The following is a 26,355-nucleotide window of genomic DNA, read 5'->3' as shown; positions in this document are numbered from 1 at the left end:
ACAGGAGGTCAAGCCGGACACTACGTCCCGGCGCATGCGGCGGTCAGAAATCAGCGGGCGCGCGCCAGCATGGCGAGGCGGATCAGCGCCCGCTCTGTCAGGGCCTGGGCCGGGGCGCTTTGCCCGGCGGAGCGGAGCTGCAGGTCGGTGTCTGTCAGGATGGTCAGGGCATTTTGCAACTTCTGCGCCCCCCAACCCTGAGCCTGCCGCAGCATCCTGTCCCGTCGCTTGCCATAGAGCGGCGGCCGCAAGCCCCCGATGCCCTGGGCCGGGCCTCCGGGATGGGCAGCGATGGTATAGAGCGTGCGGAAATGGCGCGTGGCCCCGATGCAGAGGGACACGGCATTCGTTCCCTGCGCCTGCAGTCGGCGCAACACGGGGCCGATCTCGGTGCTGCGGCCCTCGGCCACCACATTCAGAAGATCGTCCAGCGCCGCTTCTGTCGATTGCGGGGCGACGGCGGCAATATCATCCAGTGTCAGCGCGCTGCTGTCGCCATGTTTGTAGAGGCTGAGCTTTTCGATCATGCGAGAGAAATCGCCGGGACCGATCTCGTTGGCGATATCGGTGAGGGCCGACATGCTGTCCCCTGGCACGTCGCGCACGCCGGTATCAGCCAGGATCCGTTCAATCTCCGCCCGCGACGGCGGATCATCATAGATCCCGGTGGCATAGACGTTGGCATGGGTTTCAAATGCCTTGCGGAGTTTCGAGGTCGCCTTCAGCTGGCCTGCGGTGACCACGATCTGCGCGTCGCCCGGCTGCCATTCCGCCAGGGCGGCAACAATGGCGGGGGTCGCAGTGTCATTCGCGTCCTCGACAAAGACCGCGCGAATCCCGGGGAAGAAACCAACCGCCTTGACCGCATCCAGCAGCTGTGCCGGGTCTTTTCGCAGATCCCCCGCAGGCATACGGGCAAGGCGCATTTCCTCTTCCGCTCCGGCCCCAAGGAGCGCTGCCAGCATCTGCTGCCGCTTGAGAGAGACCCGCATCGCGTCGGGGCCGTAGATCAGCAAACCGGTTCGGTTCGGATCGGGACGGGCGAAATAGCCCTCTGCCTCGCGCGGGCTGAGTTTCATTGGTCTTCGGGCACACCCAGCCCCGGCGTCGCATAGAGCCGCGTCACGATCTGATCGGCGAGCATGACCATGAGCCGTTCGTGGGCGTCGGTTTCACTGGCGAGGGTCTGCACGGTCGTCCCGCTGGCGGAGTAGCCAGTGAAGGTTGAGATCTCTCCGCTGCCGACGATCCGGCCGTCAGACAGGCGGACCAGAGTATATCCGGCCGATCCGGTCAGGGAATAGCGGGTGATATCACCGTCTGCCGTGATCGCCTGTCCGACCTCTTCGGTCGTGAGCGACAGGTTCAACCGGTAGTCCGGCGCGCCGGAGCGGCCCAGACGTGTCTCCAGTTGCCGCACGAGGTAGTAGGCATCCGCATCGCGCGGCGCGCCGATTGTCTCCGGCGATTGCACCACAACGTTTTCGCGAAGGGCCGAGGCGGTGCCGCCGGGACCGTAGACCGGCTCAAATCCGCAGGCCGAGAGGCCGAAGCTCAGGGCTCCGGCCATCACAGCATTCAGCAATCTGCGTCGGTCAGGCAACAACATTGACGATCCGCCCCGGCACCACGATCACTTTCTTCGGTGCTGCGCCGTCCAACACCCGCTGCACAGCTTCATGCGCCAGCGCCAGTTTTTCAACCTCTGCCTTGTCGAGATCGGCCGCAACGGTGATTTCCGCGCGCCGCTTGCCATTGATCTGGATCGGTAGGGTGACGCTGGCCTCGACGAGCATTGCCTCATCCGCCTGCGGCCATGGAGCATTGGCCACCAGCCCCTCGCCCTCCAGCATTTCCCACATGGCCTCCGCGAGGTGGGGTGTCATCGGAGACATCAGCTGTGCCAGCACCCTGGCCGCCTCCTTCTTGGTTGCTGCGCCCGCCTTGGATTTCGCCAATGTGTTGGTGAACCCATAGAGCTTGGCAATGGAGGCGTTGAAGCCGAAGCTTTCGATCCCCAGCGTGACGTCGCGGATGGCCTTGTGCATTTCGCGACGCAGCTCCTCATCACCCGTGCCCTCTCCTGTTGCAGTCGCCGCCTCGGAGGCAAGGCGGTAGACGCGCGCCAGATGTTTGAAAGCAGCCTCAGCCCCGGATGCCGTCCATTCCACGTCGCGTTCCGGCGGAGAATCGGACAGCACGAACCAGCGTGCGGTATCCGCGCCAAAGGCCGAGATGATGTGCAGCGGGTCGACCACGTTGTTCTTCGACTTGGACATCTTGGCCGAGGGGATGATCTTCACCTCCTGCCCTGTGTCCTTCAGGATCGCCTTGCCGTCGCGCAGATCCACTTCTTCCGGGTAGTGATAGACCGGACGGCCATTGCCGCCTTCGCTCTGATAGATTGCGTGGGTCACCATGCCTTGGGTGAACAGCGCATCAAAGGGTTCCTTCGCCGATTCGGGCAGGTGGCCACAGATATGCATCGCCCGGGCAAAAAAGCGCGAATAGAGCAGGTGCAAAATCGCATGTTCGACGCCGCCGATATACTGATCAACGTTCATCCAGTAGCTGGCCGCCTCGAGATCGGTCGGCGTTTCGGCCCGCGGTGCGGTGAAACGGGCGAAATACCAGCTCGAATCAACGAAGGTATCCATCGTGTCGGTTTCGCGTTGCGCAGGTTTGCCACAGGCGGGGCATGCGCAATCGCGCCAGCTTGGATGCCGGTCCAGCGGGTTGCCGGGCACGGAAAAGTCTATTGCCGTGCCATCTTCGTCATAGGGCAGGGCGATCGGCAGGTTTTCCTTCTTCTCCGGCACAACGCCGCAGGCGTCACAGTGGACAACGGGGATCGGGCAGCCCCAATAGCGTTGACGGGACAGGCCCCAGTCGCGCAGGCGGAATTTGGTCACCCCTTCGCCCCAGCCTTCTGCCTCCGCCTTGTCGACGGCGGCATCCACGCCCTCTTCTCCGGTCTGTTCCTCGCTGCCGGCAAAGCCTTTGATGTAGCGGACCTTTTCGGCCTTCGCAGGCACGTAGGCTTCGGTCAACTCGCCCGCGCCATCGAGGGGCTCCAGCACCGGGATGATCGGCAGGTCGTATTTGCTGGCAAACTCAAAATCGCGCTGGTCATGGGCAGGACAGGCAAAGACGGCGCCGGTGCCATAGTCCATCAGAATGAAATTGGCGATCCAGACGGGCAGCTCCCAATTCGGATCGAGGGGATGCTTGACCCGCAGGCCGGTATCATAGCCGAGCTTTTCTGCCGTCTCGATCGCCTCTTCGGTGGTGCCGCCTTTGCGGCACTCCGCCACGAAACTCGCGATCTCGGGCGATTCGGCCTCCAGCTGCCGGGCAATCGGATGGTCGGGCGAGATCCCCACAAAGGACGCCCCCATCAGCGTGTCGGGCCGGGTTGTATAGACCTCGACCGGCGCGCCGCCATCGGTGCGTTCGAATTTGAACTGCAGCCCCCGCGACTTGCCGATCCAGTTCTCCTGCATCAGCCGCACCTTGGCGGGCCAGTTTTCCAACCCGTCCAGCGCGTCCAGCAGGTCTTCGGAATAGTCGGAAATCTTGAAGAACCACTGCGTCAGCTCACGCCGCTCGACCACGGCACCAGAGCGCCAGCCGCGACCGTTTTCCACCTGTTCATTGGCCAGAACGGTCATGTCGACGGGGTCCCAGTTGACCACGGCGTTCTTGCGATAGACCAGCCCTTTGGCGAGGAAATCCAGAAACAGCGATTGTTGCTGGCCATAGTATTCGGGATCGCAGGTGGCGAACATCCGGCTCCAGTCGAGCGACAGGCCCAGCGGCTTCATCTGTTCAACCATCGTGTCGATATTGGAGTAGGTCCAGTCCTTGGGGTGCCCGCCCGAGGCCATCGCCGCGTTTTCCGCAGGCATGCCAAAGGCATCAAATCCCATAGGGTGCAGTACGTTATGGCCTGTCGACAGCTTGTAGCGCGCGATCACGTCGCCCATCGTGTAGTTGCGCACATGCCCCATGTGCAGCTTGCCCGAGGGGTAGGGGAACATCTCAAGCACATAGTACTTGGGCTTTTGGTGATCGGTCTCAGCTTGGAAAATGGCAGCATCTTCCCAGGCTTTTTGCCATTTCGCTTCGATTTCCGAGGCTTCATAACGCGACATCTAGGCGGTCCTTTGCATGAAAACGCCGGGTGGTGACCCGGCGCTCCTGATACGTGTAAATAACGGGTTGTTCAGTGGCGAGGTCGTTAGATTTTCTTGTCTGCCATGCGCAGCTGGCGCGCGCGGGACAGAATCGCGTCTTCGACCGCACGCGCCGTTTGCGCGCTGACTGCGCCACCGCGGCTCTGCAACGCAACATTGAGAGAGCGCGCCTCGAGCGCCGGGTCCTTGATGTGGACTGTGGCCCGATAGGACCGTCCACCGCCCGGCGGCGTGCCGTAGCCGGTGACGATCACCCCGGTAAAGGGATCGACCGAGTCGACCGGCAGGAAATCCAGAACCTCCAGGCTGGCGGCCCAGAGGTATCTGTTCACCTGCACGCGCTGTTCGCTCTTGCGGGGGCCGAATGCCTCCCAGATCGTGGTGCGGTCCTCGCGGACATCGCGCCCTTCGCCTGCCAGCACAATCGTGTCGCTGTCATTGACCTCGGTGCTTGAATCCAGCGATCGCAGCGCGCCGCAGGCTGTTACAAGGCACAGTGAAGAAAGAAGAACTAAGGTCGTGATACCACGCATATTGGCCGGGCCCGCTCCTGAATTTGCAGTTGTTATACTCCTAGACAAGGCGAGTTGCGCCAACAAGCCTATTCTTTAATAGACTCTGCGCTGCTGCGGTCTGGCAGGCAGGCGGGCACAACGGACTGTGGCACGCTTGCATCAATTTGTTGACGAAAGGTTTTCGGAATTCAGCACATGCTTGCTTCACTACCCCAAAACAAGCGAGAGGATGTGCGTACTTGAGGAGCGATGAAGCTTTGTGCTGACTGCTTCTTTCGAAATTCAAACCCGAGGGAAAACCATGAAAAAGATTCTCTTCGCTTCGACCGCACTTGTCGCGACTGCTGGCGTTGCTGCTGCTGAGCTGACCATCGGCGGTTCCGCACGTTTTGGCCTGGCATACGCCGAAGACCAAGCCAACACCGGCGCAGAAGAAACCCGCATCGAACAGCGTATGCGTGTGAACATCACCGGTATCGCCGAAACCGACGCTGGTGTGAAACTGGAAGCTCGCTTCCGTCTCGAATCCAACGAAGATGCGAACTCCGCAATCTCCGGCCGTGGCCCGGGTGCTGCTGGTTTCGCTGTGTCCTACGGCGGCCTGCGTGTTGATGTTGGTAACGTCTCCGACGTGTTCGACTCCGGCGACCAGGTTGACTTCTACGGTTACGGCATCGGCCTGACCGCTCTGATCGAGCACAACTCCGTATGGTATGACACAGCTGCTTCCATCGGTGGCTTCGGTGCCGGCGGTGCAGACGCAACCACCATCAAAGCACGTTACACTGTTGGTGACTTCTCTGCATCCGTGTCCTACACCGACACCAAAGCAGCTGGTACCGTTGTTGCCAACGAAGAATTCCAAGTCGGTCTGGGCTACACCCTGGCGAACGGCATGTCCATCGGCGCCGCTTACGGTGACGACGACAACGCAGGCGACTACTACATCCTGGGTCTCGCAGGCTCCGCAGGCGCACTGGGTTACTCCATCATCCTCGGCGACGGCGACATCTTCGACACCGCAACTGTTGACGGCGATCTGGCCTACGGTATCTCCGTGAACTACGAGATCTCCTCCGCAACCGCGATCCAAGCTGTTGTTTCCGGCGGTGGTCTGGACTCTTCTGAAACCGCATACGGCCTGGGCTTCACCCACGGTCTGGGCGGTGGTGTGACCCTCGCAGGTGGTGTTGCTAAAAGCACTTCCGAGAGCACACTGGCAGACCTCGGCGTGAAGTTCTCCTTCTAAGCTGATCTGAACCACATGGTTCTTTGGGGCGGGCTCTTCGGAGCTCGCCCTTTTCTTTTCCGCGCAAAAGGTGTTTCTTCGGCCAAAACAGTTGTGTGAGGCCGAGATGTCGCTGACCGAGATAAAATCCCGTATCGCCACCGCCGAAGCTGCCGCCGATCGTGTGCCCGGTTCCGTGCAGCTGATCGCAGTGTCCAAGGTGCAGCCCAATGAGCGCGTCGAAGCGGTCCTGCAGGCGGGCCATCGCGTCTTTGGGGAAAACCGGGTGCAGGAAGCGGCCGGGAAATGGCCGGAGTTTCGCACCCGCTACGACGGTATCCAACTCCATCTGATTGGCCCCCTGCAAACCAACAAGGCCCGGCAGGCCATGGAGCTGGTCGATTCCATTCATTCCGTAGACAGACTGAAACTGGCAAACACGCTGGCACGTCTGGCACAGGACCTCGGCCGGTGCCCGCAGATTTTTATTCAGGTGAACACGGGCGAGGAAGCGCAAAAGGCCGGTGTCCTGCCGTCAGAGGCAGATGCGTTCGTGGCCGAATGCCGTCGCCTTGATCTGCCGGTGCAGGGGCTGATGTGCATTCCGCCTGTCGAGGAAGAACCGAGCCTGCATTTCGCGTTGCTGGCGAAGATAGCGGCGCGGAACGGGTTGGATGGCCTCTCCATGGGGATGAGCAGCGATTTTGAGCAGGCGATTGCGCTTGGCGCGACCCACGTCCGGGTCGGCTCGGCGATTTTTGGGGAACGCTCCGCGTCAGCGTGACCGGATGATCAGCCGGGCATCGGGCCGTATCCGTGCGGCGATCCACTGCAAAGTCTGGCGCGAAAATGCGAGACATCCCTCGGTCGGATATCCGGGGCGGCGCCACTGATGCAGAAAAATGGCTGATCCGCGCCCCTTTGTGGCATAGGGCCAGTTCCAGTCCGTCAGCAGCACTAGATCATAGAGCGGGTCGGCCCGCCGCAACCGTTCGTGCCCATAGGGATGCGGGGCGCGGACCATGTGGTTATAGGCGAGGTCGTCGCTATCATCCGACCACAGGTCGCCGGGGTAGATTGGAACCGCCCAGGGCTGCGGAGGCGGGATCCGGTCCGGGCGATAGAGCATGCCGGTGATCCTGTGCGCCCCCGCCGGTGTCGCGCCATCGCCTTCGCGTTTGGCGTCAGTGATACCGCCTTTGCCGATGGAGCAGGGCAGGGTCCTGCCCCTGAACCGCAGCCCGGCGGGTGTCAGGACCAGATCGGACGATGCCACCGCAGTCACAGCAAATGCCCCGATTTTGCCGCCTTGGTGGCGAGATAGGCGCGGTTGAAGTCGTTTTCCCCAACGTGCAATGGCACCCGCTGGTCAACGGCGATGCCCGTCTTTTCCATCATGGCGATCTTGCCCGGGTTATTGGTCATCAGACGCACGGCAGAAAAACCAAGCTCGCGCAGGATCGAAGCACCAATGCGAAAATCCCGTTCGTCATCCTCAAACCCGAGACGATGATTGGCCTCGACGGTATCAAAGCCCTGGTCCTGCAGCGAATAGGCGCGCATCTTATTGGCAAGCCCGATGCCGCGACCCTCCTGGTTCAGGTAGAGCAGCACGCCCGCCCCTTCCTGTCCCATCTGAGCCAGCGCACCGTGCAGTTGCGGTCCGCAGTCGCATTTCAGAGACCCCAGTACATCGCCGGTGAAACAGGCCGAATGCAACCGGGCCAGAACCGCTGTGCTGCGGTCGGGGCGGCCAATTTCGATGGCGTAATGCTCCTCGCCGCCATCTTCTGGCCGAAACACATGCAGCCGCCCGGCCTCGGACGCAGCCATCGGTAATCTGGCGGCGGCCACAGGGTGCAGGGGGGAGCTTTGGTTGAGAAGCGGCTCTGCAGCCGATTGCGGCAGCAGGGTCAGATCGTGGCGGAGCGCAAATCCTCCGGCGTCCGCCAGGGGCACAAAGATCGCGGCAGGCAGGAGGCGCGCGGATTTCACCAATGCGATCGCCAGCGCGGCAAGGTTGGCGTCGCCTCCGCGCAGGCTGGACAACGGACCCTTCATCGGCGCCGCCAGATCGTCGGCCGGATCGGCCAGAGCTTGGACCCAGTCGAGGCCCACATCCTGCGGCACCGCAATCCGGGCGAGGTCGCCATCATAGGCGCGGGCCTTCAGAGTGGCGGCGCGACGGGCGGTCAGCGCAAGCGCTACATCCCCCAATGCGCGCAGGTCCGTCAGCCGCTCGGACGTGAGGCTTTCAACGGCGAGCGTCAGGATCGCGCTGTCGCCGGTGGTGAGGACGACGGGCAGCCCCATCCGCAGATCCACGCGGGCACGGGCGATACGCTCCAGCATTGTCGGCAAAAGGCTCATCCGGTCGGTGTCCTGGCTGTAACATCAGGAGTGTTTCCTACGCCCAATCGCTTCGAAAGTGAAATAATTCCGTGCCTGGGGACACGTCGCCGTGAAATTCACGCGGCAAAGCTTGTTCTTTCCCGGCCTTGCTCACATTTGTTTTGCAAGTGAACAGGAGAGAGCCCATGGCACAGTTGAAGAAAATTCTGCTTGTGGACGACGATGAAGACCTGCGCGAGGCGCTGAGCGAGCAGCTCGTCATGACCGAGGATTTCGATGTCTTTGAGGCCAGCGACGGTCACAGCGCAATGGAGCGGGCCAAGGAAGCGATCTACGATCTGATCATCCTCGATGTGGGGCTGCCGGATACGGATGGGCGCGAGCTGTGCCGCCTGATGCGCAAGCAGGGCGTCAAATCTCCGATCCTGATGCTGACCGGGCATGACAGCGACGCCGACACCATCCTGGGCCTTGATGCCGGCGCCAATGACTATGTGACCAAACCGTTCAAATTCCCGGTTCTTCTCGCCCGCATTCGTGCTCAGCTGCGGCAGCATGAGCAATCCGAGGACGCGGTCTTTGTGCTTGGCCCCTACACGTTCAAGCCCGCGATGAAGGTGCTTGTCACCGAAGATGATCGCAAGATCCGGCTGACGGAAAAGGAAACCAATATTCTGAAATTTCTCTATCGGTCCAATGATGGCGTAGTGCCCCGCGACATTTTGCTGCATGAGGTCTGGGGCTACAACGCGGGGGTTACAACTCATACGCTGGAGACCCATATCTATCGTCTGCGCCAGAAGATCGAGCCGGACCCGTCCAATGCCCGGCTTCTGGTGACGGAATCCGGCGGCTATCGGCTGGTGGCCTGAGCCGATCAGTTAAATTGGTGGCCTGAATGGAACAAGATCGGTTGTCCTGCGTTCCCCGATCAGACCGCAATCGAATATGAGACCCCGCGCATATCCGGGTTATGATATGCATCCTCCCTGTTGGACTGGCCGGGCCTCGTGCCCGGTCTTTTTTTGCCGCAGGTTTCGGTGCGGGTTGTGGTGCAGGCCGGATCTTTTGCCGCAGACCGGTCGCGCGAAAGAGCAGAAAAGCAGGGCGGCCCCTCTGGTATCCTGATGTCCCTGCGGGCAATATCCCCCCAAACCCTTGCCAGAGATTGAGAAGCCGAATGCCGTTTACCCTCGCCACCTGGAACATAAACTCCGTCCGCCTGCGCGAGCCGATCGTGCTGAAGCTGCTGGCGGAGGAAGGCCCCGACGTTCTGTGTCTTCAGGAGTGCAAAAGCCCGGTGGACAAGATCCCGCTGCAGGCGTTTCACGACATCGGATACACGCATATGGTCGCGCGTGGGCAGAAGGGATACAACGGCGTCGCGATCCTCTCCCGCTTGCCGATCGAGGACGTCGGGGACAAGGATTTTGCCAGCCTCGGCCACGCCCGCCATGTCGCGGGCCGGTTGGAGAACGGTGTGACGATCCACAATTTTTACGTCCCCGCCGGTGGCGACGAGCCAGATCGCGAGAAAAACGTGAAGTTTGGCCAGAAGCTCGATTATCTGACCGAAATGCGGGATTGGTTCCATGCGGAACGACCCGAGAAATCCGTACTGGTCGGTGATTTGAACATTGCGCCGCGCGAAGACGACGTCTGGGATCACAAGAAGCTGTTGAAGATCGTCAGCCACACGCCGGTCGAGGTGGCGCATCTGGAGCAGGTCATGGAGGCAGGCGGCTGGAGCGATGTCACCCGCAACGATATCCCCGAAGGGCTGCTCTACAGCTGGTGGAGCTACCGCGCAAAGGATTGGGATGCGGCCGACAAGGGGCGGCGTCTCGATCACATCTGGTCGACGTCGGATATCTCGCAGGCCGCGCATTCCAGCCGGATCCTGCGCGCCGCCCGGGGTTGGGAAAAACCCAGTGACCACGCACCGGTTTTTGCAACCTTCGATCTCTGACCCGGCGCCACTGGCACAGCGGAGGCTGCGATCTGCGCAGATGCGAAAGTCATCTCTTGGTTTTCTCGGGCTGAGGCCGCATATAAGGCGCAACTGACTACAGGAGAGCGGAGCGATGATGGATATTCTGGGCGGAGCGGGCGCCGCAGCCCCTGCGAGCGATCTCATCAAGGATGTGACCGAAGCGACCTTCATGCAGGAGGTGGTTGATGCCTCCATGGAGATCCCGGTCATTGTGGATTTCTGGGCCCCGTGGTGCGGCCCCTGCAAGACGCTCGGCCCCATGTTGGAAGCTGCCGTGACCAAGGCCAAAGGCGCGGTCCGCATGGCCAAGATCAACGTGGATGAAAACCAGCGTCTGGCCTCGGCGCTGGCCCAGCAGGGTCTGCCGCTACAGTCGATCCCGACGGTCGTTGCCTTCTATCAGGGCCGTCCGCTGGACATGTTTCAAGGGGCCCAATCGCAATCTGAAATCGACGCCTTTCTGCAGCGCATTGCAGAGGCCGCTGGTGGAACCGCGGACGGCGGTCTTGGCGAGGCGTTGGAAACGGCCGAACAAATGCTGGAAGAGGGCGCGGCCTCTGACGCGGCGCAGGTCTTTGCTGCGATCATGGGCGAAGACGATCAAAACGCGGCTGCCTACGGCGGTCTGGCGCGGTGCCATGTCGCATTGGGAGAGCTGGATCAGGCTGAGGCCGTGCTGAACGGCGCCCCGGCAGAGATCTCCACCGCGCCTGAAATCGAAGCGGCCCATGCGCAGATAGAACTGGCCCGGCAGGCAGAAAACGCAGGCCCTGTTGCAGAGCTGCGGGCGGCTGTGGATGCGGATCCTGACAATCTGCAGGCCCGTTTCGATCTGGCGCAGGCCCTGCACGCGGCAGGTGATGCAGAGGCTGCAGTGACCGAATTGCTGGATCTTTTCCGCCGTGACCGCGAATGGAACGACGGCGCGGCCAAGGCCCAGCTCTTCACCATTTTCGATGCGTTGAAGCCCAATGATCCGGTGGTCCTGAACGGGCGGCGCAAGCTGAGCTCGCTGATATTTGCCTGAGGCGGTCGCCGCGCTAAGTTCCCTTTCATGATAAAAATCGCGGATCTGCCCAATACCATTCCGATTTTCCCATTGCCCGGGGCGCTCTTGTTGCCTCGGGCAAAGTTGCCCCTTCATATTTTTGAACCATGCTACCTGCAGATGCTGGAGGATGCTCTCAAGACCCGCGAGCGGGTGATCGGCATGATGCAACCGAATGGCGGGCGGTCCGGAGATGGGTCCGGGCTCTATGGGGTCGGTTGTGCCGGGCGGGTGACGCAATTCTCTGAAACCGAAGATGGCCGCTATTTCATCACCCTGTGCGGAATATCGCGGTACCACCTGAAGACGGAAGTCGAGGGCTTCACGCCCTATCGGCGCTGTGTTGTGGATTGGTCCGGCTTTGAGACGGATCTGGGCCGGACGGAAACAGATGAGGGGTTTGACCGGGCAACGATGATGGCGTTGCTGGGGCGCTATATGGATGCGCGCGGCCTATCGACTGACTGGGGCGCATTGGAAGAGGCAGGTGATGAGCTGTTGGTGAATTCGCTGTCGATGCTGCTGGACTTTGAACCGGAGGACAAGCAGGCTCTGCTTGAGGCTTCGAGCCTGACCGCGCGTCGAAAAACGCTTGTCACACTTTTGGAATTCGCCCTTCGCGGCGGCTCGCTTGAGGAAAAACTACAATGACGGATCATAGTCCTGCGTTTGATCGCCGCATGCTCGAAGCGCTGGTCTGCCCGGTGTCCCATAGGGTGTTGGAGTATAATGCCGAGGCGCAGGAGCTGATCTCCCGCTCGGCCAATCTGGCCTTTCCGATCCGCAACGGAATTCCGGTGATGTTGACCGACGAAGCGCGACCGCTGGAGTAGGGGCACCGCGCCTCAGAGGGGGCGCCCCTGCAACAGTCTCGGCAGGTCACCGGACAGGCCTGCGGCCTCTCTGACAAACCCCCGGCGCAGGGAAGGGACAGCGTTGGTCAGCCCGAGGCCCAGATCCCGGGCCGCGCGAAGGATCGGGTTGTCGTTTGAAAACAACCTGTTGAACGTGTCGGTGGCCAGCGCAAGCGAGGTTGTGTCAAAGCGGCGCCACTGTTGATAGCGGGCCAGAACCAGCGGGCTGGCCGGGTCTTCGCCCCTGCGCCGCGCATCGGTCAGGACCTCGGCCAGGCTGGCAATATCGCGCAGCCCTGCGTTGAGCCCCTGCCCGGCGATCGGATGCAGCCCATGCGCCGCATCGCCCACCAGCGCCAGCCGCTGACTGAAAAATGAATTGGCGAGGCTCAGCTTCAGCGGGTAGCTGTAGCGTTTGCCCGCCAGTGAGATCTCTCCGAGAAACGAGCCAAATCTGGGTTGCAGGGCCGCAAGGTAGCCGGCGTCGTCCATGGCATGAATGCGCGCGGCTTCTGCATGGCTTTCACTCCAGACAATGGAGGAGCGATTGCCGGGCAGCGGCAGGATCGCCAGCGGGCCAGGCGGCATGAAGAACTGATGGGCTATTCCATGGTGCGGCAGCTCGTGCGCGATGGCACAGACCAGCGCAGTTTGCCCGTAGTCCCAGCCCGTGCGCCGGATGCCCGCGCGCGCGGCGGTGCCGCTCTGGCGGCCGTCAGCCCCGACCAGAAGCGCTCCGGTGATCTGAGTGTCATCATCCAGCGTCACAGTGACGGCATTTGCGCTGACCGATTGCGACACCACGCGGCGCCCGGACAGCTGGGTGAGGCCGGGCGTGTCTGCCATCGCCTTCATCAGGGCGCGGCGCAGAAACCTGTCCTCGACCATATAGCCCATCGGGCCGTCGTCGAGATCGCTTTCCTCGAAATGCAGAAAGAACGGTGCGGCCCCTTGTCCGGCGCTGCCATCGCTCACCTTGATCTCGGTCATGGGCTGCGTGTGGCCGTCAAGATGGGACCAGACACCGATTTGCTGCAACAGGCGGGTCGAGGCCAGCGCGAGAGCGTAGGATCTCCCGTCGAACGCATCGTCCTGCCGGGTGGAGGCGGGCAGGGCGTCGATCAGGGTGACCCCATGGCCGGCCTGCGCCAGTGCAAGCGCAAGGGCAGGGCCGTTCAATCCGCCGCCGACGATCAGGATATCACGTAAATCTGTCATGGGGGCACTATGCCGCCAGAGAGGGAATTGTCCATGGTCAAGCTGCCGCAGGTCGGACATCATCCTGTCTCGGCGTGATCCTGTCCCGACGTGGCATCCGGCAGGATTGTGCCCGTGCAATCGGGTCGCTACGGTGGCGCCAAGAGAAATTCGGCCCTCAGAAGCGGCCGTTACGAGGAGGCACGGGGATGCAGGACTGGCTGACCATGAGCGCGGCGCAATTGGGGCGCGGCATCGGCGCGGGCGAGATTGATCCTGTCGCGCTGACGGAGACCTTTCTGGCGGCCATCGCCGCGCATCCGGAAGCCGGCCGGATCTACACGCAGGTCACGGCAGAGCGCGCTCGGGCGGAGGCAAAGGCCGCACAGGCCCGTGCGAAGGCCGGCCTGCGACGATCGCCGCTCGACGGGGTTCCGCTCAGCTGGAAGGATCTGTTCGACAGTGCGGGGGTCGCCACGGAGTCCGGCTCTGACCTGCTCAGGGGGCGGGTACCGGAAGCGGATGCGCTGGTGCTGGAAACCGCGACCGCGATGGGGGCCGTGTGTCTCGGCAAGACCCATATGAGCGAGCTGGCCTTTTCCGGGCTGGGCCTGAACCCGATCAAGGAAACACCCCCTTGTGTCAACGACCCGGCGGCTGTTCCCGGCGGATCTTCCTCCGGTGCGGCGGCGTCGGTAGCTTTCGGTCTGGCGGCGGGGGCGATCGGATCTGATACGGGCGGATCCGTGCGGATCCCGTCTGCGTGGAACGATCTGGTGGGGCTGAAGACCACGGCCGGCCGGGTCAGCCTTGAGGGCGTCGTCCCCCTCTGTCTGAAGTTCGACACAATCGGCCCCCTGGCACGCACCGTCGAGGATGCGTCATTGTTGTTGGCCCTTGTCGAGGGGACGGGCACCGCGCCGGATCTGGAAGGGGCCACGGCCGAAGGAAAGCGGTTTGCCGACCTGCAGACTGTGGCAAAGGACAATCTTGCCCCCGAAGTGGCGGCCGCCCATGCGGAAGCCCTCACCAGGCTTCGGGATGCCGGCGCGGAGATCGTCCCATTGGAGATCCCCACATTGCCCGATGCGATGGCGCTGAGCCCGATCCTGTTCACGACCGAGGCCTACGGGCTTTGGAAGGACGTGATCGAAGCGATGCCGGACCTGATGTTCCCGGAGATTCTTGCCCGGTTCCGTGCGGGAGCAGAATTTTCCGGCGCAGACTATGTGGCAGCCTGGGCGAAACTCGAACAGATCCGCATGGACTGGGATCAGGCGGTCGCGGGGTTTGACGCGGTCCTGCTGCCTGCTGCGCCGATCCTGCCACCGAATCTCGCCCGTCTGCAAACGGACCATGACTACTACGTGACATCAAACCTGATGGCGCTGAGGAACACGCGGATCGGCAATCTGATGGGGGTCTGCGGATTGTCCCTGCCGACGGGCCATCCGAGCTGCGGGCTGCAGGTTCTTGGTCAGCCCGACTGTGAAGAGGCCCTGCTGCGCATCGGTGCAGGGGTTGAGGCCGCATTGGCCTGAAAGCAACACTGTCCCATCCGCGGCGTCAGTGGGTGGACGGAACCCTGTTTGGACTGTACCCTGCGGGACAAACGGGGCGATCACGATCCCGGCATTGAGGCACAGACATGAAGTTTCCCGAGCGGTTCTCCCGCCTGCCGCCCTACGCGTTTCCGCGTCTTCGGGCGCTTTTGGACCATCACGCGCCCGGTGGCGATGTGGTGCATCTGACCATTGGTGAACCGCGCCATGCATTTCCGTCCTGGGTCACGGATGTGATCGTGGAGAATGCCGCAGGGTTCAACCGCTACCCGCAAAACGAGGGCAGCGACGATCTGCGCGGGGCGATGGCCGACTGGGCCGCGCTGCGCTACGGGGTGACCCTGGATCCGGCCAGCCGCCTCATGGCGCTCAATGGCACCCGCGAAGGGCTGTACAATGCGGCGATGGCGCTCTGCCCGGAAGAGAAGAACGGCCAGCGCCCCGTCGTTCTGATCCCCAACCCCTTCTATCAGGTCTATATGATCGCGGCGATTTCGGTCGCGGCAGAGCCTGTTTTCGTGCCCGCGACCGAGGCGACCGGTCACTTGCCGGATTACGCCTCTCTGCCCGAGGATGTGCTGAACCGAACCGCCATCGCCTACGTCTGCTCGCCTGCGAACCCACAGGGCGCGGTGGCGTCCCGTGCCTATTGGGAGCGGCTGATCCGCCTGGCAGAAAAGTATGATTTCAAGATTTTCGCGGATGAATGCTATTCCGAAATCTACCGCGATATTGCGCCGGTCGGGGCGCTGACGGTGTCGGATGAACTGGGAACGGACCCCGAGCGGATCGTCCTGTTCAATTCGCTGTCGAAACGGTCGAACCTGCCGGGACTGCGATCGGGCCTGCTTGCGGGCGGTCCGGAAACGCTGGTGCAGGTGAAAAAGCTGCGGGCCTATTCCGGCGCTCCGATGCCCGGCCCACTGCAGGCGGCGGCGGCAAAAGTCTGGGCCGATGAGGGTCACGTCAGTGAAAACCGCGCGTTGTACCAGGAGAAATACCGTATCGCAGACGAGGTGTTCGCAGGTCTTGACGGCTATATGCCTCCCGAGGCCGGCTTTTTCCTATGGCTGCCGGTTGCGGACGGCGAGGCGGCTGCGCTGAAGCTCTGGCAGGCCACCGGCGTTCGGGTATTGCCCGGCGCATATCTGGCGCAGGGCGAGGGGGCAGAAAACCCCGGTCATGGATATATCCGCGTGGCGCTTGTTGCACCGCCGGACGAGACTCGGCAGGCGCTGCTGGCCCTGCGCGGTTGTCTTTATTGAACACGATGAGATAGGCCTCCGCGACCGATCTCTGTCGGGCGTGGGCCAAAACAAGACGAAACACCACCGCGGGGCTGCCCCAAGAGCGAAACAGCCAGCACGCTCCGCGAGAATGAACTGAGGTAGGCATGGCATTTCAGACGCGAAGCAGGGACCCGTTGCTCGACAGCAATATGCAGGCGGCCATCGAAAAGCGCGGCAAGGAATTGATCGGCCTGATGCTGATCGGCGTTGGCCTTGTGGTGGCAGCGATCATCGGATCCTACACCCCCGATGACAGCAACTGGATGGTGTCGACGGATGCGCCGGTGCAGAATTGGCTCGGTCAGACCGGCGCTTCCATCGCGTTCCTGCTGATTACCTTTCTGGGGAAAGGGGCGTGGGCGATCGCTGTTTTCCTGTTCGTCTGGGGCGGGCGGTTCCTGCTGCACAAGGGCGAGGAACGCATCCTGTGGCCCGCTCTGATGCTGGTGTTCTGGCTGATTGTCGTTGCCCTTCATTGCGAAACACTGGTGCCCGGAGCGGAGTGGACAACCTTCCACAGCTTTGGCCTCGGGGGAATGATCGGCAACACCGCATTGGGCGGTCTGTTGGCATTGTTGCCCTTCGGATTGGCGTTTCTGGTCAAATCCCTGTCTTTCCTGACTGCGATTGGCATGTTGGCCTTGGGGGCTTTCGTGCTCGGCTTCACCCGGTCGGAACTCGGCCGGCTTGGCCGGTTCCTGCTGGTCGGGCTGATCCTCGCCTATGCATCGTTGGCCCGGCTTTTGGGGCTGGGGGCGCGCCGTGGCGTGCAGGGGGTCCGGAACTGGAAAACTCGGCGCGCAGACCTGCGGGCGGGTGCCGCAGAGGCCTATGGCTCTGACGCGCCGCTGGTCTATAGCGATCCCTCTCCCGACAGCGCATTCCTGCGGGCCGAGCCGCAATTCGGACTGCACCCGCAAGACAGCGGCGAAGATCCCGCGCAGGCTGCCGCGACCGGAGAGCGGGGCGGCTTGCTCAGCCGCGCAACCAACCTGATCCGCCGGACCGAGCCGGAGCCTGTGCAGATGCCGGAGCCCGAATTGATCGACCCGGAGCCACTGGAGTTTGTCCCGGACACGCCCGGCGACGACCGGATCGCACAAAAGATCGCAAATGCGGTTCGAATTCGGCGCACACAGAGCGAACCTCTGCGACCCGAAGCCGACCTGCCGCTGACCAAGGGGCGTGGCAAGCGCGCAGAGCCGCTGATCTTCAATCCGGGCGCCGGAGAGGTCTCCCTCGGGGGCGATCCGCAGCTGTCTGACCCCGCCACGGCCACCGCCATTCCCACCGCCATTCCCACTGCCCCGACACTCCACACGTCACTCCACGAGGTGACACCCCCTGTGGCAGCCCCCCCTGTGGCGTCCCACACTGCGGCGATGGACATCGCCTCCGCCCTGCCGGACGCCTATTGGGTGGATGAGGTGGCCACGGAGGACCTGCCGGACGACCCTGCGACGTCCGCTATTACGCCCTATGCCGCATCGGCCGGAATGGAGAGCGACCATCCCGACGAGGGAGATATTCGACCGGATTTGGCTGCGCCGCGCGTTCAGATCACCCCGAGGGCAGAGGTCAGACCACCGATGGAGATCCCGGTCGCCGAACCTCGCAAGGCCGTTGTGGAGCAGCCGCAGCGCAAGCCGGTGCAGCCGTCCACCCGGGCCCGGGCCGAGGCCCAGCCCAACCTGTTTCAGGACGGGGACAGCGACTTTGAACTGCCGCCCCTGTCATTGCTGAGCAATCCTTCCAGTATCGAACGTCTGCATCTCAGCGATGAGGCGCTGGAAGAGAACGCCCGCATGCTGGAATCGGTTCTCGACGACTATGGCGTCAAGGGCGAGATCGTATCCGTGCGCCCCGGTCCGGTCGTCACCATGTACGAACTGGAACCCGCTCCGGGCCTCAAGGCCTCTCGTGTGATTGGTCTGGCCGATGATATCGCCCGGTCCATGTCGGCACTGTCGGCGCGCGTGTCCACGGTGCCCGGCCGGTCGGTCATCGGCATCGAGTTGCCCAACGAGCATCGCGAAAAGGTCGTTCTGCGCGAAATTCTCGCCAGCCGTGATTTTGGCGATGGCAACCAGAACCTGCCGCTGGCGCTGGGCAAGGACATTGGCGGCGACAGCGTGGTCGCCAATCTCGCCAAGATGCCGCACCTGTTGATTGCGGGGACCACCGGCTCCGGTAAATCCGTCGCCATCAACACCATGATCCTCTCTCTGCTCTACAAGTTGACGCCGGAAGAATGCCGGCTGATCATGATCGACCCGAAGATGCTGGAACTCTCTGTCTATGACGGCATCCCGCATCTTCTGTCGCCGGTTGTGACCGATCCGAAAAAGGCCGTCGTGGCGCTGAAATGGGTCGTGGGCGAGATGGAAGACCGCTATCGCAAGATGTCCAAGATGGGCGTCCGTAACATCGCGGGCTTCAATGGCCGGGTCAAAGAGGCGCTGGCCAAGGGGGAAATGTTCTCGCGTACCGTGCAGACCGGGTTTGACGACGACACCGGAGAGCCGGTATTCGAGACCGAAGAGTTCGAACCCAAGACCCTGCCCTATATCGTGGTGATCGTGGATGAGATGGCCGACCTGATGATGGTGGCGGGCAAGGAAATCGAGGCCTGCATCCAGCGCCTCGCCCAGATGGCACGGGCCAGCGGCATTCACCTGATCATGGCAACGCAGCGGCCGTCGGTGGATGTGATCACCGGTACGATCAAGGCGAACTTTCCGACCCGTATTTCCTTCCAGGTGACCTCGAAGGTCGATAGCCGCACCATCCTGGGCGAAATGGGCGCGGAGCAGCTGCTTGGCATGGGCGACATGCTCTATATGGCCGGGGGCTCCAAGGTGATCCGCTGTCACGGCCCATTCGTGTCGGACGAAGAAGTCGAGGAGGTCGTGAACCATCTCAAGCAGTTCGGCCCACCCGACTATGTCGGCAGCGTTCTGGATGGTCCCGATGACGAGAAGGCCGAAAACATCGATGCGGTGCTAGGGCTCAATACCGGCGGCAACACGGGCAGCGAGGATGCGCTCTATGATCAGGCGGTTGCGATTGTGATCAAGGATCGCAAATGTTCGACCTCCTACATCCAGCGCAAATTAGGGATCGGTTATAACAAGGCCGCGAGGTTGGTGGAGCAGATGGAGGAAGAAGGCCTCGTTTCATCCGCAAACCACGTTGGCAAAAGGGAAATTCTGGTCCCCGAGCAATAGGCGATAAAAGGCCGGGTGATGCGCCCGGCCTCTTCACTTTGCCAGATTGACGCATATGTTCATACGCATGAAACAGTTTGTCTTTGCACTTGCGCTTGGCGCAACCTCGCTGGCCTCTACCGCTGCACTCGCGGCCGAGAAGCTGAGCCTGACGGAAATCTCGTCCTATCTGAACGGGTTCAGTACGGCCCAGGCGGATTTTACGCAGGTCAATGACGACGGCAGCCTGTCGACGGGGCGGTTGTACATGCGCCGCCCGGGCAAGGTGCGCTTTGAATATGATGCGCCACATTCCGGTCTGGTTCTTGCAGAGGCCGGGACGGTTGCGATTCTGGACCCGAAATCCAACCAACCGCCTGAAACCTACCCATTGGCCCGGACGCCCCTGTCGTTGATCCTGGCCCGGACCGTGAACCTGTCGCAGGCCGATATGGTGGTCGGCCATGGCTTTGACGGGGTCTCCACCGTGGTGAGGGCACAGGATCCGAAGAACCCTGAATACGGCAGTATCGAACTGATGTTCACGGATGACCCCGTGCAGCTGCGCAAATGGGTGATTCACGGCGGTGCGGGCGAGGAGACTACGGTGATCCTCGGCGAGATGGCGACCGGCATGTCGCTCAAATCCAGCCTGTTCAGCATCTCACGTCCCAAGCGCGACCGCTAGGCGCCCCAAGGCGCCCAAAGCTGATAGTCGTCAGGGCATCTCTCGTTGGCTGTCAGCGGAACCGCCGACAGCCATTCAGTTGCGCCTGATAGGCATTTGAACGTGCCTCGACACTGTTTGCGACCCGCAAGAGCCAGCTCTTGCTCCGGTAGCTGCCGCGGGCATAGCCAGTGTGGCCCTCGTGGTAGGCCAGATACTGGTTGCGGGCGTCGGTCAAGGGGATGCCGTTTCGCTGGTAACTGCGGGTCATATACCAGCCCATGAAGTCCGTGGCGTCGTCGATCTTGTCGCGGCGTGCAAAGCGGCGGCCGGTGTCTCTCTTGTAGTCATCCCAGGTTCCGTCCAGGGCCTGACCATAGCCATAGGCGCTGGAAACCCGACCCATCGGGATGATCCCGAGAACATATTTGTGAGGGGTGCGGGCGTCGCCGTCAAATTTGCTTTCCTGATGGATGGTTGCCATCTGCACGTGCACGGGAATGCCCCAGCGCCGCTCAGCGGCCCGGAATGCACGTAGATATTTGGGGCGCTCGTTGATGATACTGCAGGCATTGTCCAGGTTCCGCGGCGGGGAATTGTATCCTCCACCACAGGCTGCCAAAGCCAACAAGAGCGCCAGGGCACTGATGATTCTGCTCATTTGCCTCTGCCTTTGTGTTTTTGATGAGTTTAACCAATCCGTGGGGGAGAAGAAATCCCAATCATCAGACCCTGCAACGGGCCGCCGATCTAAAAAATTTGTTTAAATTTATAACCTTACCGGACTGTAAGGCACAGCCTGACAGACTGTTTCTGGAAAAAATCACTGCCGAGGTTGGACAATCATGTTCGAAAACAGCTAGTAAAGGAGGAGAAGAGGGCCTTAAATATGCTGAGAACACGCGCAAAATACAATCTTGGCCAGGTCGTGCGTCACCGCAAGCACCCGTTTCGTGGCGTTGTGTTCGATGTGGATCCGGAGTTTTCAAATACTGAGGAATGGTATGAGGCCATTCCCGAGGAAAGCCGTCCGGCACGAGAGCAACCCTACTATCATTTGCTCGCTGAAAACGATCAGACCTACTATGTGGCCTATGTGTCGGAGCAGAATTTGATCGCAGACTATTCCGGCGAGCCGGTCAGTCATCCGGATGTCTTTGATATGTTCACGGGCTTTGATGACGGCAACTATCAGCTTCAGTATCCTTTGAACTGAACCCCTTTGAGTTGAACCCATTGCCCTGAAACCATAGTTTTGAAAAAGCGGGAACCGGGGTTTGTCCCGGTATCCCGATCTGTCTGGTGCCTCCCTCGCCCGCGCTCGCCCTTGATCTCAGTAGCCGAGCGCGCAGCCGTCCTTGCGCGGGTCGCTTGCGCCTTCCAGAACCCCGCTGTCATGGATCTTGATGGCTTGCGAGCCTCCGATCGCCGTGGTTGGTGTTTCCACTTTGTGACCCATGTCGCTCAGCGTGCGACGGACGCTGTCGCCGTAACCGCGTTCCAGTTTGAAATGACCACCATCGGAAAACGATCTGGGCGCATCCATGGCCTGCTGCGGATCCATCCCGAAGTCCTGCAGGTTGGACACGAAACGCGCGTGCCCGTTGGGTTGGTAGGCCCCTCCCATCACGCCAAATGGCAGGGTCACCCGTCCGCCTTCGGCCAGCATGGCCGGAATGATGGTGTGCATCGGGCGCTTTTTGCCGCCCAGCTCGTTGGCGTGGCCCTCCTTCAGACAGAAACCCGCGCCTCGGTTTTGCAGCAGAATGCCGAATTTCTCTGACGCAATCCCGGACCCAAATCCGTGAAAAATGGAATAGATCAGGGACACGGACATCCGGTCCTTGTCGACCACAGTGATGTAGATCGTATCCTTGTGTACGGCCTCGCTGATGGCTTCGGGGGCGGCCATGGCACGTTTCGGGTCGATCAGCGCGGCGAGGCGCTCTGCGGTTTCCGCAGCCAGCATATAGTCCAGCCTGCTCATGTGGTCCGGGTCCGCAATAAAGCGGTTGCGGGCATCATAGGCGAGCTTGGCCGCTTCGGCTTCGATATGGGCGCGCTGTGCGCCATGCGGGTCCATGGCTGCGATGTCGAAATGCTTCAGAATGTTCAGCATCAAAATTGCAGTCGCGCCCTGGCCATTGGGCGGATGCTCCAGCAGATCGACACCTTTGTAGTGACCGGACACCGGATCGGCAGCGGTGGCCTCCGTGGCCTGGAAATCCTCGGCGGTGTGGTGCCCCCCCCGCGCAACCAACGCGGCGATCATGTCGTCGGCCACCTCCCCTGTGTAGAAGGCATCCCGCCCGTCGCGGGCGATCCGGCGCAAGACTTCGGCCTGACCGGGAGCCCGGAAAATGGCACCGACTTTGGGGGCGTCGCCGTTGAACAGATAGGTGTCGCGCGCCTTGCCCTGCAATGTCGTGGCATCATTCGCCCAGTCAAAGGCCACGCGCGGCGCAACCGGCACGCCCTGGTCCGCATAATGAATCGCCGGAGCAAGAAGGGCGTCGAGCCCCAGGCGGCCCTCCGTTTCAGACAAGTGACAAAAGGCGTCGATGGCACCGGGAATGGTCACCGCGTCCGGCGTATTGAGGGGAACCGTGGTCCTGCCCTGATCGCGCAGCTCTGCGGCGCTGGCCGCTGCTGGCGCCCGCCCCGATCCGTTGAGGGCACGTACCGTCGTCTCACCGGCCCGATTATAAAGCACAAAGCAGTCACCGCCGATGCCGGTCATCTGCGGCTCGCAAATCCCCAACAGGACCGCCCCGGCAATTGCCGCATCCATTGCGTTGCCACCGCGTTTGAGAATGTCGATCGCAGCCTGAGCCGCCAGCGGATGTGAAGTGGCGCATATCCCGTTTTGCGCAAAGACCGCAGAGCGGCCGGGATGTTGAAAGTCACGCATGTCTGTCCTCCCGAAATCGGGCGAAGCCTAGTGGTCTCGTCAAAAGAGGCAATCGCAAAATGGGGGGACGTTCAAACTGCGCATCTGCAGCGGGGGCGCGGTGCGGCAGTCATTGTGAAATGGACCCGGTGTCGTGCACTTGGTGGGGGCAGAAACACACGACACCGGGGGAGCTTTCGCTACCTATGCGTTTATAAATCCCTCATCATTCTGGCGTGGGTGGGTCTAGAATGCGGCGGATTCGTGTCTGCCGGTGGGATTTCGCGGGGATTTACCATAAATGCTTGGGGTTTGCTTTCAGTCCGGCGCGCAGCTTATGGCGGCGGCGACTGGCCGCTGATCTGTGACCAACTGTTGTGCGGCGAAGCGTCGGACAGCTTCAGGCGGTCAGCTGGATTTCAAAACACAGGGACAGCTGATTGTTGTCTGTGTTCCGTTTGTATTTGATATCGCTTGCCAATTCGCGGATCAGGAACCATCCGAACCCGCCTTCGGGCAGATCAGCCAGCGGTGTATTGGCATCAACCTTTACGGCCTGGCCCTCAGGAAGGGTTGCGTTCGGAAACGGAATGCCCGCATCCCGAATTTCTACCCACAAGCGGTCGGGGTGCAGGTTGCAGCGTATCAGCACATCGCCTGTGGCGGTTTCAGCGTAGGCATGCTCGACAACGTTGTTGACCGCCTCGGCAAGGGCTATCTGGACCTCGTCGACCCGTGGGTCCGGGACACCCATGTCTTTCAGTCGGTCAACCACAGATACGATACCCCTCCGGGCATCAAGCTCGGTCGCCCTGAAGGAGCAGGCGAAGGTTTCAACCATAGAGTTCAGGCTCCGAAAAGGGTCTTACCAGGGTCAATGTTCGAGTTGCTCAGGGTCCAGCGCATCCTGAAGCGTATCGAAAAGGTTGAAAACTGTGTCCATGCGGGTCAGCCGGAACACTTTTTCGACCATGGGTGTGAGACCTGCCAGATCGAGCCTGCGGTCTTTTCCCAACTGCTTCATAACGGCGACAATCGCCCCCAAGCCGCTGGAGTCAATGAAAGCCACGCTCGACAGATCAAGAATGACACGCGGCGGTCCGGAGTCTGTTTCCGTCCGCATGTCTTCCTTGAACTGGATGGCCATGGCCGCATCAATGCGCTGGGCGTTTACCGTCACCACCTGCGCACCGTCCGCTACCGTACTAGTCAGGCTCATTTAATGTTCCTCGGCTGGTCATACTTGGAACTCACTCTAGACCTTAAATGTTATCATTCAGTATGGATAGATCAGAAAATTGGAGGAGAGTTTGAATGGTCAGAATTATGATCGCAGGAGCAGCCCGAACGCCAATGGGTGGATTTCAGGGAATATATGATGGCGTGGCGGCGGCGGATCTTGGCGGCGCGGCGATCAAGGCTGCGCTGGCACGCGCGGGCACCACTGTGGTGGATGAGCTTCTGATGGGCTGCGTTTTGTCTGCCGGTCAGGGACAAGCGCCCGCCCGTCAGGCGGGGTTTGCCGCAGGCCTTGGCGAGGAGGTGCCTGCGACCACGCTCAACAAGATGTGTGGGTCCGGTATGAAGGCTGCGATGATCGCCTATGATCGCCTTGCTTCGGGCGGCGCCGACGTGATGGTGGCCGGCGGCATGGAGAGCATGACCAATGCGCCCTATCTGCTGCCGAAGATGCGAGGCGGGGCGCGTATCGGGCATGGTCAGGTCATCGACCACATGTTCCTCGACGGGTTGGAGGACGCCTATGACAAGGGGCGCCTGATGGGCACCTTTGCCGAGGATTGCGCCGAGCACTATCAGTTCACGCGGGAGGAGCAGGATGCGTTTGCGCTCGGCTCGCTCTCCAACGCGCTGGCGGCGCAGGAGACCGGCGCTTTTGAGGGTGAAATCACCGAGGTCGTGGTGAAAACCCGCAAAGGCGAGGTCGTCACCGATGCAGACGAGCAGCCGAAATCGGCGCGGCCGGACAAGATCCCGACCCTGAAGCCTGCGTTCCGCGAGGGCGGGACGGTGACGGCGGCCAATGCGTCTTCGATCTCCGATGGGGCCGCAGCATTGGTGCTTGCCAGCGAATCCGCCGCCACGGCGCGTGGCCTTCCGGTCAAGGCGCATATACTGGGCCATGCCAGTCACGCTCAGGCGCCGGGTTGGTTCACCACCGCGCCGGTTCCGGCGGCGCGCAAACTTCTGACCCGCATCGGTTGGGACGTGGAGGATGTGGATCTGTGGGAGGTCAACGAGGCCTTCGCGGTGGTGCCGATGGCCTTCATGCGCGAAATGGGCATTTCACGGGATAAAATCAACGTGAATGGCGGCGCCTGCGCGCTGGGTCACCCGATCGGTGCGTCTGGTGCGCGGATCATGGTAACCCTTCTGAACGCATTGGAAAAACGCGGGCTGAAGCGTGGGATCGCGGCGATTTGCATCGGCGGCGGTGAAGGCACTGCAATTGCGATAGAGCGGGTTTGACCTCCGGGATGGGGGCCCGTATCTGCGTTGCAGGACACCGCGAGGAGGGGAGCGCCCCTCCTCTCATGGGTTTGTCGAAGTGACGGGTTGCATTCGGTTTGGTACCTGATGAAATTTTTGTCATATATTTTCAGTAGGTTACAAGATCTGAATTTCATCAGATTTGATACCATATCGCCGGATATCACTGCTTTTTACCGGGTGCATTGCATTGCTGGTTCGAAAAAGTAAAATGATTTCAATGGTCGTTAGCATGAGGTGGTCGGTTTTATGCGACCACCGACCACTGTTTCGCTCGAAGGTTGACCCTGCTTAGTTTCCGTTTGTGGTTTAGTCGGATGAGAGCTGGTCCGCTCCACCTCGTGCCCACTTGTCTTTGACATATTCCAGAAGTTGTTCGTCGCGATCAGACTTTTTGTGGCGCAGGGTCTCAGCAGTTGCGCCCTTCTTGGATAGGTCTGCTGCTATTTCAGCCGCCTTCCCAGCCATGACTGACGCCCACCACTCAGGAGTCGAGCCGAACACCTCTTCATCTTGATAGAACGGGCGCTTGTTCTCTATCCCCTCTCGAACAAAGGTCTCAAAGATATCCAAAGCGATTTCGTATGCAGATTGCTCTACAAGCAAGCGAGTGTACTCATTCGGCGTTTCCGGGCCAAATACCAATCAATCTATGGAAATCCCAAAGCCAGACGCCATAGATTTCAGCGCGTCAAAGCCAGGCAAACTGGCTCCTTTTCTTGGCATGTACTTGTCTAGCGATCTATTGGGTAGACCGCTTCGATAAGCCATTTCAGCAGAGGTGGCTTGGTCCGTTTGAGCAGTTTCGAGCCGTTTCCTAAGTGGATTTCCCGCTCGGATATGCCGCGGT

General features: G+C 61.3%; 25 protein-coding genes. 13 read left to right on the top strand and 12 right to left on the bottom strand.

Annotated features, from left to right (window positions below; all coding sequences use genetic code 11):
• Positions 1–50 precede the first annotated feature (50 nt).
• From holA to FGE21_RS05635, 4 genes are all read right to left on the bottom strand, one after another.
• Positions 51–1,079 carry a DNA polymerase III subunit delta gene (gene holA / locus FGE21_RS05650; protein ID WP_139662324.1) on the bottom strand — a complete coding sequence of 343 codons (1,029 nt, stop codon included), beginning with the start codon at positions 1,077–1,079 and terminating at the stop codon, positions 51–53.
• The gene (lptE, locus tag FGE21_RS05645) at positions 1,076–1,609 is read right to left on the bottom strand and encodes an LPS assembly lipoprotein LptE (RefSeq protein WP_139662323.1); all 534 of its coding nucleotides are present in this window, start codon (positions 1,607–1,609) and stop codon (positions 1,076–1,078) included. Before lptE ends, holA begins: the two co-directional genes overlap by 4 nt.
• Positions 1,596–4,154 (bottom strand): leucine--tRNA ligase, encoded by a 2,559-nt coding sequence (gene leuS / locus FGE21_RS05640; RefSeq protein ID WP_139662322.1) that lies wholly within the window; start codon positions 4,152–4,154, stop codon positions 1,596–1,598. The genes lptE and leuS overlap by 14 nt, the downstream gene beginning before the upstream one ends.
• Before the next feature lie 86 nt (positions 4,155–4,240).
• Entirely contained in the window at positions 4,241–4,729 is a 489-nt protein-coding gene (locus FGE21_RS05635; RefSeq protein WP_139662321.1) for a DUF3576 domain-containing protein, read from the bottom strand.
• Positions 4,730–5,012: 283 nt separating this feature from the next.
• On the opposite strand from FGE21_RS05635, the gene FGE21_RS05630 reads away from it, so the two are divergent.
• Both FGE21_RS05630 and FGE21_RS05625 read left to right on the top strand, forming a co-directional pair.
• On the top strand, positions 5,013–5,960 hold the full coding sequence (locus tag FGE21_RS05630; RefSeq protein WP_139662320.1) for a porin: 948 nt from the start codon (positions 5,013–5,015) through the stop codon (positions 5,958–5,960).
• A 106-nt stretch (positions 5,961–6,066) separates the two neighbouring features.
• Positions 6,067–6,723 (top strand): YggS family pyridoxal phosphate-dependent enzyme, encoded by a 657-nt coding sequence (locus FGE21_RS05625; RefSeq protein ID WP_139662319.1) that lies wholly within the window; start codon positions 6,067–6,069, stop codon positions 6,721–6,723.
• On the opposite strand, the gene FGE21_RS05620 is transcribed toward FGE21_RS05625, so the two are convergent.
• Together FGE21_RS05620 and ribA are read right to left on the bottom strand one after the other, a co-directional pair.
• Positions 6,715–7,215 carry a L,D-transpeptidase gene (locus tag FGE21_RS05620; RefSeq protein WP_139662354.1) on the bottom strand — a complete coding sequence of 167 codons (501 nt, stop codon included), beginning with the start codon at positions 7,213–7,215 and terminating at the stop codon, positions 6,715–6,717. The genes FGE21_RS05625 and FGE21_RS05620 overlap by 9 nt on opposite strands.
• Before the next feature lie 5 nt (positions 7,216–7,220).
• The gene (gene ribA / locus FGE21_RS05615) at positions 7,221–8,309 is read right to left on the bottom strand and encodes a GTP cyclohydrolase II (protein ID WP_139662318.1); all 1,089 of its coding nucleotides are present in this window, start codon (positions 8,307–8,309) and stop codon (positions 7,221–7,223) included.
• Between the two features lie 167 nt (positions 8,310–8,476).
• Here ribA and FGE21_RS05610 point away from each other — a divergent pair, with 167 nt between their 5' ends.
• From FGE21_RS05610 to FGE21_RS05590, 5 genes are all read left to right on the top strand, one after another.
• Positions 8,477–9,163, top strand: a complete 687-nt coding sequence (locus FGE21_RS05610; RefSeq protein ID WP_139662317.1) for a response regulator transcription factor — start codon at positions 8,477–8,479, stop codon at positions 9,161–9,163.
• 308 nt (positions 9,164–9,471) lie between these two features.
• Entirely contained in the window at positions 9,472–10,260 is a 789-nt protein-coding gene (locus tag FGE21_RS05605) for an exodeoxyribonuclease III (protein WP_139662316.1), read from the top strand.
• Positions 10,261–10,375: 115 nt separating this feature from the next.
• On the top strand, positions 10,376–11,311 hold the full coding sequence (locus FGE21_RS05600) for a co-chaperone YbbN (RefSeq protein ID WP_139662315.1): 936 nt from the start codon (positions 10,376–10,378) through the stop codon (positions 11,309–11,311).
• Positions 11,312–11,338: 27 nt separating this feature from the next.
• Positions 11,339–11,983, top strand: a complete 645-nt coding sequence (locus FGE21_RS05595; protein ID WP_139662314.1) for an LON peptidase substrate-binding domain-containing protein — start codon at positions 11,339–11,341, stop codon at positions 11,981–11,983.
• Positions 11,980–12,165, top strand: coding sequence for a Trm112 family protein (locus FGE21_RS05590; protein ID WP_139662313.1), 186 nt, complete (start codon positions 11,980–11,982; stop codon positions 12,163–12,165). The genes FGE21_RS05595 and FGE21_RS05590 overlap by 4 nt, the downstream gene beginning before the upstream one ends.
• Before the next feature lie 12 nt (positions 12,166–12,177).
• Here FGE21_RS05590 and FGE21_RS05585 read toward each other — a convergent pair whose 3' ends face one another.
• A complete protein-coding gene (locus tag FGE21_RS05585; protein WP_139662312.1) occupies positions 12,178–13,404 on the bottom strand; it encodes a UbiH/UbiF/VisC/COQ6 family ubiquinone biosynthesis hydroxylase in 1,227 nt (408 codons plus the stop codon).
• Positions 13,405–13,592: 188 nt separating this feature from the next.
• On the opposite strand from FGE21_RS05585, the gene FGE21_RS05580 reads away from it, so the two are divergent.
• The 4 genes from FGE21_RS05580 to FGE21_RS05565 all read left to right on the top strand — a co-directional run bounded on the left by FGE21_RS05580 (position 13,593) and on the right by FGE21_RS05565 (position 20,128).
• Positions 13,593–14,924 (top strand): amidase, encoded by a 1,332-nt coding sequence (locus FGE21_RS05580; RefSeq protein ID WP_139662311.1) that lies wholly within the window; start codon positions 13,593–13,595, stop codon positions 14,922–14,924.
• A 107-nt stretch (positions 14,925–15,031) separates the two neighbouring features.
• Positions 15,032–16,210, top strand: coding sequence for an aminotransferase class I/II-fold pyridoxal phosphate-dependent enzyme (locus FGE21_RS05575; protein ID WP_139662310.1), 1,179 nt, complete (start codon positions 15,032–15,034; stop codon positions 16,208–16,210).
• A gap of 128 nt (positions 16,211–16,338) precedes the next feature.
• The gene (locus tag FGE21_RS05570; protein WP_139662309.1) at positions 16,339–19,461 is read left to right on the top strand and encodes a DNA translocase FtsK; all 3,123 of its coding nucleotides are present in this window, start codon (positions 16,339–16,341) and stop codon (positions 19,459–19,461) included.
• 67 nt (positions 19,462–19,528) lie between these two features.
• Positions 19,529–20,128, top strand: coding sequence for an outer membrane lipoprotein carrier protein LolA (locus FGE21_RS05565; protein WP_139662308.1), 600 nt, complete (start codon positions 19,529–19,531; stop codon positions 20,126–20,128).
• Positions 20,129–20,180: 52 nt separating this feature from the next.
• On the opposite strand, the gene FGE21_RS05560 is transcribed toward FGE21_RS05565, so the two are convergent.
• Positions 20,181–20,768 (bottom strand): lytic transglycosylase, encoded by a 588-nt coding sequence (locus FGE21_RS05560; RefSeq protein WP_139662307.1) that lies wholly within the window; start codon positions 20,766–20,768, stop codon positions 20,181–20,183.
• Between the two features lie 228 nt (positions 20,769–20,996).
• Here FGE21_RS05560 and hspQ point away from each other — a divergent pair, with 228 nt between their 5' ends.
• Complete coding sequence (gene hspQ / locus FGE21_RS05555; RefSeq protein ID WP_139662306.1) at positions 20,997–21,323, top strand: heat shock protein HspQ; 327 nt, start codon at positions 20,997–20,999, stop codon at positions 21,321–21,323.
• A gap of 117 nt (positions 21,324–21,440) precedes the next feature.
• Here hspQ and FGE21_RS05550 read toward each other — a convergent pair whose 3' ends face one another.
• The 3 genes from FGE21_RS05550 to FGE21_RS05540 all read right to left on the bottom strand — a co-directional run bounded on the left by FGE21_RS05550 (position 21,441) and on the right by FGE21_RS05540 (position 24,216).
• Positions 21,441–23,018, bottom strand: coding sequence for a gamma-glutamyltransferase family protein (locus FGE21_RS05550; protein ID WP_139662305.1), 1,578 nt, complete (start codon positions 23,016–23,018; stop codon positions 21,441–21,443).
• Positions 23,019–23,397: 379 nt separating this feature from the next.
• Positions 23,398–23,838 carry an ATP-binding protein gene (locus FGE21_RS05545; RefSeq protein WP_139662304.1) on the bottom strand — a complete coding sequence of 147 codons (441 nt, stop codon included), beginning with the start codon at positions 23,836–23,838 and terminating at the stop codon, positions 23,398–23,400.
• A 33-nt stretch (positions 23,839–23,871) separates the two neighbouring features.
• Complete coding sequence (locus FGE21_RS05540) at positions 23,872–24,216, bottom strand: STAS domain-containing protein (RefSeq protein WP_139662303.1); 345 nt, start codon at positions 24,214–24,216, stop codon at positions 23,872–23,874.
• 95 nt (positions 24,217–24,311) lie between these two features.
• Here FGE21_RS05540 and FGE21_RS05535 point away from each other — a divergent pair, with 95 nt between their 5' ends.
• On the top strand, positions 24,312–25,484 hold the full coding sequence (locus tag FGE21_RS05535; RefSeq protein WP_139662302.1) for an acetyl-CoA C-acyltransferase: 1,173 nt from the start codon (positions 24,312–24,314) through the stop codon (positions 25,482–25,484).
• Positions 25,485–25,814: 330 nt separating this feature from the next.
• On the opposite strand, the gene FGE21_RS05530 is transcribed toward FGE21_RS05535, so the two are convergent.
• Positions 25,815–26,111 (bottom strand): hypothetical protein, encoded by a 297-nt coding sequence (locus FGE21_RS05530; protein ID WP_139662301.1) that lies wholly within the window; start codon positions 26,109–26,111, stop codon positions 25,815–25,817.
• Positions 26,112–26,355 lie beyond the last annotated feature (244 nt).

Source organism: Phaeobacter sp. B1627 (assembly GCF_006265095.1).
Classification (GTDB): Bacteria; Pseudomonadota; Alphaproteobacteria; order Rhodobacterales; family Rhodobacteraceae; genus Epibacterium.
The sequence above is the reverse complement of the archived record's forward strand: the minus strand, read 5'-3'. Positions and strand labels throughout refer to the sequence as shown.